At 44.2% G+C, this 11,179-nt stretch carries 10 protein-coding genes; 5 read left to right on the top strand and 5 right to left on the bottom strand.

Going from position 1 to position 11,179, the window contains the following annotated elements; genetic code table 11:
• The 3 genes from JUI58_RS16125 to larC form a co-directional block, all read right to left on the bottom strand.
• A partial coding sequence (locus tag JUI58_RS16125; protein WP_204104824.1) for a hypothetical protein occupies positions 1-193 on the bottom strand: 193 nt, incomplete at its 3' end.
• A 407-nt stretch (positions 194-600) separates the two neighbouring features.
• Positions 601-1,071 (bottom strand): DUF29 domain-containing protein, encoded by a 471-nt coding sequence (locus JUI58_RS16120; RefSeq protein WP_239121519.1) that lies wholly within the window; start codon positions 1,069-1,071, stop codon positions 601-603.
• A gap of 114 nt (positions 1,072-1,185) precedes the next feature.
• Positions 1,186-2,391 (bottom strand): nickel pincer cofactor biosynthesis protein LarC, encoded by a 1,206-nt coding sequence (gene larC, locus JUI58_RS16115; RefSeq protein ID WP_204104823.1) that lies wholly within the window; start codon positions 2,389-2,391, stop codon positions 1,186-1,188.
• Between the two features lie 20 nt (positions 2,392-2,411).
• Between larC and JUI58_RS16110 the strand changes: the two genes are divergently transcribed.
• Together JUI58_RS16110 and JUI58_RS16105 are read left to right on the top strand one after the other, a co-directional pair.
• The gene (locus JUI58_RS16110; RefSeq protein ID WP_204104822.1) at positions 2,412-3,059 is read left to right on the top strand and encodes an L-threonylcarbamoyladenylate synthase; all 648 of its coding nucleotides are present in this window, start codon (positions 2,412-2,414) and stop codon (positions 3,057-3,059) included.
• A 446-nt stretch (positions 3,060-3,505) separates the two neighbouring features.
• Entirely contained in the window at positions 3,506-4,702 is a 1,197-nt protein-coding gene (locus JUI58_RS16105) for a HetZ-related protein (RefSeq protein WP_204104821.1), read from the top strand.
• Positions 4,703-4,738: 36 nt separating this feature from the next.
• Here JUI58_RS16105 and JUI58_RS16100 read toward each other — a convergent pair whose 3' ends face one another.
• Positions 4,739-5,890, bottom strand: coding sequence for a ferrochelatase (locus JUI58_RS16100; RefSeq protein WP_204104820.1), 1,152 nt, complete (start codon positions 5,888-5,890; stop codon positions 4,739-4,741).
• Positions 5,891-5,987: 97 nt separating this feature from the next.
• A complete protein-coding gene (locus JUI58_RS16095; protein WP_204104819.1) occupies positions 5,988-6,890 on the bottom strand; it encodes an alpha/beta fold hydrolase in 903 nt (300 codons plus the stop codon).
• A gap of 80 nt (positions 6,891-6,970) precedes the next feature.
• Here JUI58_RS16095 and JUI58_RS16090 point away from each other — a divergent pair, with 80 nt between their 5' ends.
• Genes JUI58_RS16090 through JUI58_RS16080 form a run of 3 tightly spaced genes read left to right on the top strand, consistent with a single transcriptional unit; the run spans position 6,971 to position 11,178 of the window.
• Complete coding sequence (locus tag JUI58_RS16090; RefSeq protein ID WP_204104818.1) at positions 6,971-7,765, top strand: Uma2 family endonuclease; 795 nt, start codon at positions 6,971-6,973, stop codon at positions 7,763-7,765.
• Complete coding sequence (locus tag JUI58_RS16085) at positions 7,765-8,724, top strand: threo-3-hydroxy-L-aspartate ammonia-lyase (protein ID WP_204104817.1); 960 nt, start codon at positions 7,765-7,767, stop codon at positions 8,722-8,724. The genes JUI58_RS16090 and JUI58_RS16085 overlap by 1 nt, the downstream gene beginning before the upstream one ends.
• A gap of 57 nt (positions 8,725-8,781) precedes the next feature.
• Positions 8,782-11,178: a response regulator gene (locus tag JUI58_RS16080; RefSeq protein WP_204104816.1), complete on the top strand. Its 2,397-nt coding sequence runs from the start codon at positions 8,782-8,784 to the stop codon at positions 11,176-11,178.
• Position 11,179 lies beyond the last annotated feature (1 nt).

The raw sequence follows: 11,179 nt of genomic DNA, 5'->3' as shown, positions 1-11,179 counted from the left end.
AGTGGAATAAGTTGGCTCCGGCTTGGGTGCCGCCGTTGATATGGTAGGTGTTGCCGTTGTAGTTGATTATTGTCCCGGTGCCGTCGGGGGCTGCTGTGATGGATGTTTGCGCCTGGGCGGTGGGGGGTCTTGCTGCGATCAACCCGGTTAGGAGCAGGAGATACAGGAGTTTCGGCAGTTTTCGTTTTTTCACGATGGGGGACTGGTAGGTTTTCGTTTTTCAGTATAATCCCTGAAAGTTAGATAGTCTATTTTTTTGAGATTTCTTTACAATTTACTCTTGGGTAGAGAATGTTCTTTCGTTGTCGCGATGAGTGTAGTTTTCAGAGAACTTTCTTGTTTCCAGTTCTTCGCAGGTTATCTTAGAATCCGCATGAATACTATTATTAAAAATCTAGGGCAGGCGCAAGCATTTGCCCTGTACGTTGGGTTTGGGAGTAGGGGTGCAATGCTTGCACCCTGAAATCATGAATGCTTGCACCCTGAAATTATGAATGCTTGCACCCTGAAATTATGAATGCTTGCACCCTGAAATTATGAATGCTTGCACCCTGAAATTATGACCTATTATTTATTAAGATTTGATATTATTTTGGCTTGCTAATCCGATCGCGCTTCATCGGGTAAATAATCAAGATCGAGAATATCATCAAGAAGAAAAGGACAATCAGAGGGAAACATTTTGAGCGGTAAACCTGTTTCATCGGCTGCTAGTTTTCGCGATTGTTGATAGCATTTACCCAAACTTTCTTGCAGCAAAGATGTTAAACTGGGGCTGATTTCTAGGGCATCTTCAAGATGTTGACGATGTTTGCTAATGGTATAACGCCAGCTATTTGTTCTTTTCTCAGGTTGATAGCGATATTTGAGCAAGTGCATCAACAAAATTCTTAGATTACTTTTGAGTGCATTTTTCTCGCTTCGTCCCATACTTTCTATCTCTGCAATTAAGTTTTCCCAATCAACTTGTAATAATTTTTGCTCCCGCAATAATATTACAGTATCTTCTAACCATAAATTAAAATCCTGTTCGTATAAAGTTAGTTCCTGCGATCGCATTTTATTAACCATCTCAAATGATTCCTTTTCTGGCAATATCTAGTATAGCCCGATCCGCCAGGGATTGAAAATCCCTGTCTCATACAAAAAATCCATTGAAATGGATTAGGGTTATAGCGATCGCCCTTACCGGCCAAAAAATCCTTGACAGGCCACTAGGGCTAATTGATGAATTTCCTGCCAAGGTCGATCGCCTTCCCGCGCAACTTTAGCACAATCTTCATATTCGGGCTGAATATTGATAATTTTATCTCCTTGGCGAGCAATTTTCACTCGTATTGTTCCGTAAGGTGTAGAAACTGCTTGAATTTCTCGCGCTAAAATGCGACGTTCTTGGAAACTGCGACGAATGCCTAAAGTTGTCGTTTCTCGAAAGAGAATATTCTCTAATAATACAACTTGGGAAGGGCTACAAATGACCGTTAAAAGAATACCCATGCGAAACTTTTTCATGGCGATCGCCTGGGTAAACACATCTAAAGCCCCAGCCTGTAATAATTGTTCGCAAGTATAAGCAATACCTTGGGGATTCATATCATCGATCTGAGTTTCCAAAACCGCGATCGCCTCCAGATTAGCAACAGATTGAACCTCCCCCAACCAAATACGCAGAATATTAGGCATAGATAAATCTTTCGTCCCCGCACCTAAACCCACCCGAGACAATTGCAAAGGAGGACAAGAACCAAAACGAGTCACTAAAGTAACAGCTAATGCAGCCCCCGTCGGTGTCACCAACTCCATCGCAATACCATTATCATAAATCGGAACTTGTCCCATTTCCCATAACTTTAAAACCGCCGGTACCGGAACAGGTAAAATACCGTGAGCAGCCTTAACAGTACCTCCACCCGTGGGAAGTGCCGAACAATGTAGTTCGTCTATCCCCAACCAATCCAACCCCAAACAAGTCCCCACAATGTCTACAATGGCATCAGTGGCTCCAACTTCGTGAAAATGAACTTTTTCCGGTGCAATACCGTGAACCGCACCCTCAGCCTCTGCTAGGTTTTTAAAGACCTGTAAACTCCACTCTCGAACCCGTTTAGGTAGACTTGCACTCTTAATTAAATGCTCAATTTCGGGAAGATGTCGGGCAGGAAAATGATGATGATGTTCCCCTTGCTTCGATAATAGATCGATGTGTGCCTTAATTGCCCGTTGTCCCCGACGTTGTACAGTTTCGACTCGTAGATCGAATTCATCCCCGAGTCCCAACTTTGCCAACTGCGCGATCGCGTATTCTAGGGGCATCCCTAAATCGAATAACGCCCCCAGAAACATATCTCCGGCAATTCCCGTGGGACAATCTAAATAGGCAATTTTGGCCATGTTTGTATCGATCCTTAAAAATGGCTACTTTATACGATCTTCATCCGGATAACCCACAAAAACGACGAATAGAGACAATAGCAAGCGCCCTCCATGATGGTGCGGTGATGCTTTACCCCACCGATACCGTCTATGCGATCGGTTGCGATCTCAACGCAAAATCCGCCGTCAAGCGAGTCCGACAAATTAAACAATTATCCAATGATAAACCCCTTACCTTCCTTTGTTCCTCCCTTTCAAATATTGCTCGTTATGCTCGGGTTGAAGATCGAGCTTACAGCATTATGAAGCATTTGATTCCGGGACCGTACACTTTTCTACTCCCCGCAACCAAATTAGTTCCCCGCATCGTCATGAACCCCAAACGCAAGACGATCGGCATTCGAGTTCCCAATGATGTTATCTGTCACACTCTCTTAGAGACCTTGGAAAATCCGATTATTTCCACTTCAGCACATATTCCCGACGAAGAAGGGGAATTTCCCACCATTGGACTCGAGCGATCGCGGCTTTTCGATGCCCTCGATCCTTTTGTAGATATTATCATCGATCGCGGCTCGGAATTAGGCTACCAAGTTTCCACCATTCTCGATTTTACTGCCGAGAAACCTTTTATCCTGCGGAAGGGTCTGGAATGGGAAGTTGCTGAAGAATGGATCGATGTTTAATTAGGACTTACGCATTAACGGGCAAGATGCCCGCACTACCATAACAGGAGAATACAGTAGTGGGAGCGTCTCGCTCCCTAGCTGCGTAAGTCCTATTAATCTAAACCGATTCCTTCTACACAAGCAGCGATCGCCATTCCAAACGCAAGGCCGCATTTTCCCAACTGTCTGCTAAACCCGACTACAACTCAAAGGTAATTCGGTATTTTCAGAGAAAAGGAGAAATGCTCAAAGCTACAACTCAAAAGGATTTTAGGGATTTTCTCCCCCTTCTGTCATTTCTGGAGATTTCGGAGAAATGCGTAAACTTGGGGTTGTGACACAGAGAATCCTTGAACACCGAGTTGTAGTGCGTAGATTCAAAGTGTAAGCAATAAGGTAAAACACGCAAATAAAGCGTCATCCTTACCGCCTACACTTTTCTAATTTTTCGACGGGGCATTACCATGAACGCTAACACCTGCAATCTCATCAATCCTTCTTCTGTTGAAACCGCTACCCATCCGGAACAAAATTCATCTTCTCCTTTCTTTTTAGAAGAAGTTATTTTAAATGAACTCAAAACCCACATTGGCAGAATGCCGCGATCGGCACAAGCCTTGGCAAATCGTATCTCTACGGAAGTCCAACGGGTATGCGACAAAAGTACCCGCATTCAAAAATCCGGTCAAATTCGCAGCCATCAACTCTATTTGGCACACCATCGTCTCAATAAATGCTTAGACTACTACAAAGCGGGTTCTTCTCGGGGTCGAGTAGACCTCCACAGCACACTCAGCACCATCGTTTATCGCCATATTGCCCCTGCTAAGGCACAATTAGGCTTTTCCGGTCGTTATAACTTAATTGAAGACTTTCTGCAAGATTTTTATGCAGAGTCTTTGAAAGCCTTTCGACGGGAAAATGAAGTCATCGAAAACTATCAGCCTCGCACTCAATTAGAATTGGCTGAATATATGTCCTTTACGGAACAATATGCCAAGCGTCGCATTTCTCTTCCTAATGGTTATTCCCAGCAATTGATTATTCTCAGGGCGCAAACCTTTGCCCGTCGTCAACCCAAAGAAACGGCGGTTGATATCGAACAAGCAACGGAATTTTCTAAAGGGGAAGATGCGGAAAAAATGCAGCGATCGGCAGTAGTCCAACAAGTGCGATCGCAGATGGTTTCCAATAATCCAGATCCTTTGGAAAGAATCAAGCGCGATCGGGTGATTGCTTCTTTATTAGAGTACCTCAAAAATCAAGGACGCGAAGATTGTGCCGATTATTTGACACTAAAGATGCAAGATTTACCCGCATCAGAAATTGATGAAATCATGGGTTTATCTTCGCGAGAACGGGATTACCTGCAACAGCGATTCAAGTATCATGTAGAAAAGTTTGCGCGTATCTCTCATTGGGAACTCGTTCATCAATGGCTGGGTGCAGATTTAGAGCAACGTTTGGGCATGACAGAAACCCAATGGGATGAGTTTATCGGCAAACTCTCTCCTCAACAACTGCAAATTTTAGAACTACGACGGGAGGAAAAAAGCGATGAGGATATTCTACAAATCTTGAATTTGACTCCTAAGAAGTTACAAAAACGCTGGACAGAATTGTTAGAAATTGCCGCACAGGTCAGAAATGATGACAAATAAAACAGTAGGGTGGGTAATAATGCCCACCTTACTGTTTTAATGGTGATGTTGGTGTTGATGTCCGTCGTGAGAATGGGGATGGTGAGAATGAGAACCTGTTGCTAATTGAGGATTAACAATCACTGCTTCTGCTGATAACAAAGCCTCGATTTGAGGATTTGCCCAATTAGCCGCCATTTTCAGAAATTCAGGGCGATCGTTAACACAAGGCATTCGCACATAGACAGTTTTTTGATTGTATTTGTTGAGACTTTCGATAATATGTTCGACATCCAAAATAGTTTCATGATTTTCCGTCACAAACCCAATTGGCATCATTACCATTGCAGTTGCACCCAAGTCAATTAAATTTTTAGCAGCGAGTTCAACATGGGGTTGAGTCCAATCAATTAAAGGAGTATCGTGGTTCAACCAACCGACAGAAATCAAAGGATATTTATAGATCAGTTTTTCGCGAACTTTGTCGTATAACGCTTCACTTTCCATAATCCCAGAGGTGAATCCTTTAGCTTTATGAGGACAGCCGTGATTCATTAAAACAATGCCAATTTGAGAAGGTAAATGAGCAGAAATCAAATCTTTTTGAATGCTTTCTTCCACCATTTCTGCTAAGAAATCGATATATTCTTCGCGATCGTAAAAAGAAGGAATATAGCGCGTTCCCTGCAACCAATAGTCTCCTTTATCTTTTAGCTGAGTGAGTGCTTTATTGACTTGTTCCACAGCAATTCCACTGGTAAAAATAGAATCGACAACGAGAAGAGGATAAATCAATAACTTATCAAATCCTTCTGCTTTAACTTCCGCTAAAACTTGTTCGGGAAGATAAGGGGCGCAAAAATTAAAGGCTTTGAAAACTTTAATGCGATCGCCCCAAGTTTTTTGTAATTCTTGTTCGATTCCCGATCGCTGTTCTTCAAAAATCTTATTATGGGGAGAAATAAAATTACCATGTTGATGTCCCCACTCATGCAAATCGAACATTGCTAAGAGTTTAGCCAAAGGTGGATAAATCCAAGTCGGGACAGGAGCAAATTTTGCAGTTAACAGATTGAGTGCTTGTTCGTTATAATTGGCAAAGTCTTCATAACTTTCAACTTCTCCATATCCCATTAATAAAACCGCAACGCGACTCTCTTTCTGAGTTTCTGAAGATATATCTTGAATTCGGTCTGAGGTAGCAACCACGTCATCACTCCTATAATTGATCAAAATTTAATACAGAAGGTTTGAACCCTGCGATCGCTAATATAACACTCATCCTAGAAAATGGGGGTAGGGGGGATTATTTTTGAATCCTGCCCTCGATCCATTCCTGTAAAATGGGATTGACAATTTCTGGAGCCTCATCTTGAGGACAATGCCCCAATCCTTGCAAAGGAATAAATCTTTCAATAGTAGGAAAATCAGCAATTTTTCGTCCTAACTCAAGGGGTTCCCAAGGGTCTTCCGTTCCCCATAATACGATCGCCGGACAAGGTAAGATAGGAATTAAATCTTCGGGTAAAGGTCCGCCAGAATAGTTGCTAAAAGCAATAAAGACATCCGCAGCCCCCGCATCCGCAGCCGGTTTCATTAAAATAGCGATTAATTCATCGGTAACGGCTTCCTTGCGATGATATGCTTGCAAAAGAATCTTTCTGACAATTTTAGGTTGAGCGAACTGCTGAAAAAAGAAATGTCCGAACCATTTTTGGGTTAATAAATTTTGCATTATCGGTGCAGAGAGTCGTTGATACCACGGTAATTCTTGGCGCTTGCGATCGTGTAGCAAACGCAAAGAAAAATTAATCGCAGCAACTCCCAAAATGCGATCGCCATAAGAAACCGCCGTTTGCATTGCAACAATACAACCGATCGAATTACCCACTAAAAAAGCAGGAGAACCCACGACTTCTTGGCAAAAATCCGCAATTTGTTGCGCCCAAGTCTCAAAAGTATATTCAATTTCTAGATCGGGTTTAGGTTTTGCAGAAGCACCAAAACCAATTAAATCGATCGCATAACAGCGCATAGTTTGACCCAAAACCGGAAGATTTTTGCGCCAGTGTCCCCATGATGCCCCAAAACCGTGAATCAGAACCACTGCGGCACCTTCCTCACCACAACTTTGATAGCAAATATCAAACCCCCTCCACTGCCATATTTTCGGCGCAGTATGATTGTGAATAGTTTCTGTTGCAGTCATGGCGATCGCTCCTGATTTTTTCCCATTCGATCTTGTAGAATAACAGAAAAGCATTGAATCTTTCTTCAATTCTTGGCATTATGACAACAACAACAGTCCCTCTCGAAATTACTTGGGAAAAGTTACCCGAAAACTATATCCTCCCCGATGACCCCGTGGATAATATTCATCAACCCCTCCTAGCTGAAGCGCTAACGGATAGCCTCGAACTGGCAGGTAGAATCCCTGAAAATGCCCTCACTGGCTCGAATTACGGCATCTGCGCCACCGTTAATAGCAAAATGGTGGTCAAAGCCCCCGATTGGTTTTATGTCCCTTCCATTCGTGTTCCACATAGCGAGGTCGATCGCAGTTATACCCCTCAACTGCAAGGGGAACCTCCCGCGATCGTGATGGAATTTCTCTCGGAAACCGAAGGAACAGAATATTCCACCAAACCCACTTATCCCCCCGGTAAATGGTTCTTTTACGAACAAGTATTACGGGTTCCCGTTTATGTTATTTTCGACCTAGCAGAAGGCATTTTAGAGGTTTATCGCCTTGATTCCTCGGGGCGCTACCGAGAAGAAACCCCCGATACCCACGATCGCTATTGGATAGCCGAACTTTCCCTATTTTTGGGACTTTGGCCAGGAATCCGACACAATCGAGAGGGAGACTGGTTGCGTTGGTGGGATGAAACGGGTACGCTTCTGCTTTGGGGATCGGAATTAGTTCAACTGGAACGCGATCGCGCTGAACTGGAACGAGAACGTGCCGAACAAGAACGCGATCGCGCTGAACTGGAACGAGAACGCGCCGAACAAGAACGCGATCGCGCCGATCGCCTCCTTACCCAACTGCGAGAAGCAGGCATCGAACCCAATTTAGAATAATGGTGAGATACGCAGACATCGAAGTTGCAGCCGATCGCCTTGCCGGAGTTGCCCATCGCACTCCGGTGATGACTTCACGGCAATTTAACGAAAAAACTCAAAGTCAAGTGTTCTTTAAGTGTGAAAACTTGCAGCGTATCGGTGCATTTAAGTTTCGCGGTGCTTATAATGCCCTTTCTCAACTATCCCCAGAGGAAAAATGCCAAGGAGTTGTTACCTATTCTTCCGGAAATCACGCCCAGGCGATCGCCTTATCCGGTAAATTGCTTGAGATTCCTACAACAATTATTATGCCAAGGGATGCCCCAGAAGTTAAAATTGCAGCAACGCGAGGTTATGGGGCAGAAGTTATCCTCTACGATCGCGCCGAAGCTATCCGGGAAAAAGTAGCCCGAGAACTCTGTCAAAAACGAGGGGCGATTCTCATTCCCCCTTACGATCATCCTCATATTATCGCCGGACAAGGAACCGCCGCTAAAGAACTGATTGAAGACGTGGGAGACTTAGATTTACTGTTAGTGTGTTGTGGTGGAGGGGGACTGCTTTCCGGTTGCGCGATCGCCACGAAAACCCTCCTACCTCATTGTCGCGTCATTGGTGTAGAACCTAAAGCCGGAGATGATGGGACGCGATCGTTTTACAGCAAAACATTGCAACGAGTAGAAAACCCCAATACCATTGCAGATGGGGCGCGAACTTCATCCCTAGGTTCTCTAACATTTCCCCTTGTTTTGCAGTATGTTGATGATATGGTAACAGTTAGCGATCGCGATCTTCTACAAACCATGTTTTATCTTTGGGAACGCTTAAAAATAGTTGTTGAACCTACTGGAGCCTTAGCCGCAACCGCTTTATTTAATCAAACCGTTAGCGCACCAGGAAAACGCATCGGTGTAACGATTAGTGGTGGCAATATCGAACTCAAAAAATTACTTGCTTTTTGGGATAATTTAGCATGAATTTAACTCCAACATCTTCAAATTATTAGGTAGAGCTTTAAGCAGCCTGTTAGATAGATGAACAGACCCACCATTATTTTTGTAGATGAGGAACAATCGGTTTTAATCGACTTACAAAACCAATTGCAGGAGTATTGTGCAATAGAACCTTCCCGAAAAGATTACGCGATCGCCTGGGCAAAAAGCGGTCAAGAAGCCCTAGATATCTTGGTAAATTTGCAAGCAGAAGAGAGAGAAATTCCCTTTATTATTTGCGATCGCCTTTTTTTGGGAACAGAAAAAGCAGAACTTCTCGTTAAGTTACACGAGATTGCGCCGCAAATTTTGAAAATTTTACTAACTGGAGAAACCAACGCCAAAATTGTCGGCAATCTCATCAATAAAGCTGGAATTTATCGCTATATTGCCAAACCTTGGGATTCTCAGGAATTAAAGGCGATCGTTCGGGAAACCTTAGAATACTATCAACAGCAAAAACAACTGGCGGAACAGAATCAGTTTTTAAAAGACTTAAACGCAACTTTAGAGCGGAAAGCGATTGAACGCAACGTCGAATTAACCGCCGCCAATCAAAAACTAGAGGCAAAAATCGTTGAAAGTAGCGCCCTCGCCCAAAAACTGCACGCATCGGAACAAAAAATCCGTGCTATTTTCGAGGCCATGACGGATATTGTCCTCATCGTAGACGAGAAAGGCAATATCGAAATCGCCCCCACCAATCCCCAGTATTCCGAACCTGTTGAAGATAATCCCCTCGATCGCACCGTCGAACGCTTTTTACGTCACGATAATATTCAAACATGGCTCGAACAAATACGGCAGGTAGTAGAAGAACAAAAAACCCTCAATTTTGATTACAGTTTGCCCATTGGCGATCGCGAAATCTGGTTTTCTGCCAGTATCTCCCCTTTACCCGCAGGATCGGCAATCTGGGTCGCCCGAGATATCAGCCAACGCAAGCACGTCGAGGCCGCCCTCCAAGAAGCCAAAGAAGCAGCAGAACAAGCCAATACCGCCAAAAGTGCCTTTCTCGCCAATATGAGCCATGAATTGCGAACTCCTCTCAATGCCATTCTCGGGTTTGCCCAACTTTTGGTCAATGACGAGTCGATTTCGCCCGATCGCCGAGAACAATTACAAATCGTCAAGCGTAGTGGCGAACATTTGCTCACCCTCATTAATGACGTTCTCGAAATGGCCAAAATTGAAGCCGGACGCATCAGCCTAGATGTGAGTGACTTCGACTTATATGCTTTACTAGATTCCCTCGAGGCGATGCTGCAATTAAAAGCCAAATCAAAAGATCTACAATTACTTTTCGAGATCGCCCCTGATATTCCCCAATACGTGCAAACCGACCAACGCAAACTCCGTCAGGCTTTAATCAACTTACTTGGGAATGCCCTCAAATTTACCCAATCTGGTTTTATTGCGTTACGGGTCAAGTCAGCGATCGAGGAGGAAACAAAAACCCCCATCTCCCCACACTCCCCCATCCCTGCTAATAAGGGAGTGAGTCAACTTTATTTTGAAATCGAGGATACAGGGAGAGGAATTGCCCCCGAGGAGATGCACTTACTGTTTAAACCCTTCGTTCAAACCGAAGCGGGTAGACAATCTCAAGAAGGAACAGGACTGGGCTTGCCCCTCAGCCGTCAATTTGTCAAACTTATGGGAGGGGAGATCAGTGTACAAAGTACCTTGGGAGAAGGTAGCACTTTTTTCTTCAATATTAAGATCGAGATTGTCGATCCTGTTTCTATGCAAAACGATCGCCGCGATCGCCGGATTATTGGATTAGCACCGGATCAGCCTGTTTATCGCATTCTCATTACCGACGATCGCTGGGAAAGCCGTCAACTTCTCCTCAATCTTCTCGCGCCTTTAGGATTTGAACTGCGAGAGGCCATTAATGGGGTCGAAGCGATCGCCCAATGGCAAGCATGGAAGCCCCATCTCATCTTTATGGATATGCGAATGCCGGTCATGGATGGTTATGAAGCAACCCAGCAGATTAAATCCCATCTGGAAGGCCAAGCGACCGCCATTATCGCCCTAACCGCCAGCGCCTTCGATCGCGATCGCGCCGTCACCCTCGCCGCCGGATGCAATGATTTTATTTGTAAACCCTTTAAAACCGAGGAACTATTTGCGAAAATGGCAACTCACTTGGGAGTGCGTTATCTTTATGAAAAACCCTTGAATATCTCTCCCCCAAAATCCCCAAGGAAACAAAAGAATTTTTCTCTAACGCCAGATAAGTTAGTTTCCCTGCCCTCGGAATGGTTGCAGCAATTGTACCGGGCGGCGGAAGTTGCCGATGACGAAGAGATTCTTCATCTCATTGCTAAACTGCCCGAAACTCATACTGCGATCGGCGAGAGTCTGGCCGAATTGGCTCAACATTTTCGTTGCGATCGCATTATCGAACTTCTTGATGCTACTGAATTTTAGT

Source organism: Spirulina sp. CCY15215 (assembly GCF_016888125.1).
Taxonomy (GTDB): domain Bacteria; phylum Cyanobacteriota; class Cyanobacteriia; order Cyanobacteriales; family Spirulinaceae; genus CCY15215.
The sequence above is the reverse complement of the archived record's forward strand: the minus strand, read 5'-3'. Positions and strand labels throughout refer to the sequence as shown.

Bases quoted from the DNA above. Each gene is read 5' to 3' on its own strand.
- JUI58_RS16120 (WP_239121519.1), bottom strand. From the start codon at position 1,071: ATGGTTAATAAAATGCGATCGCAGGAACTAACTTTATACGAACAGGAT.
- larC (WP_204104823.1), bottom strand. From the start codon at position 2,391: ATGGCCAAAATTGCCTATTTAGATTGTCCCACGGGAATTGCCGGAGAT.
- JUI58_RS16110 (WP_204104822.1), top strand. From the start codon at position 2,412: ATGGCTACTTTATACGATCTTCATCCGGATAACCCACAAAAACGACGA.
- JUI58_RS16105 (WP_204104821.1), top strand. From the start codon at position 3,506: ATGAACGCTAACACCTGCAATCTCATCAATCCTTCTTCTGTTGAAACC.
- JUI58_RS16095 (WP_204104819.1), bottom strand. From the start codon at position 6,890: ATGACTGCAACAGAAACTATTCACAATCATACTGCGCCGAAAATATGG.
- JUI58_RS16090 (WP_204104818.1), top strand. From the start codon at position 6,971: ATGACAACAACAACAGTCCCTCTCGAAATTACTTGGGAAAAGTTACCC.
- JUI58_RS16085 (WP_204104817.1), top strand. From the start codon at position 7,765: ATGGTGAGATACGCAGACATCGAAGTTGCAGCCGATCGCCTTGCCGGA.
- JUI58_RS16080 (WP_204104816.1), top strand. From the start codon at position 8,782: ATGAACAGACCCACCATTATTTTTGTAGATGAGGAACAATCGGTTTTA.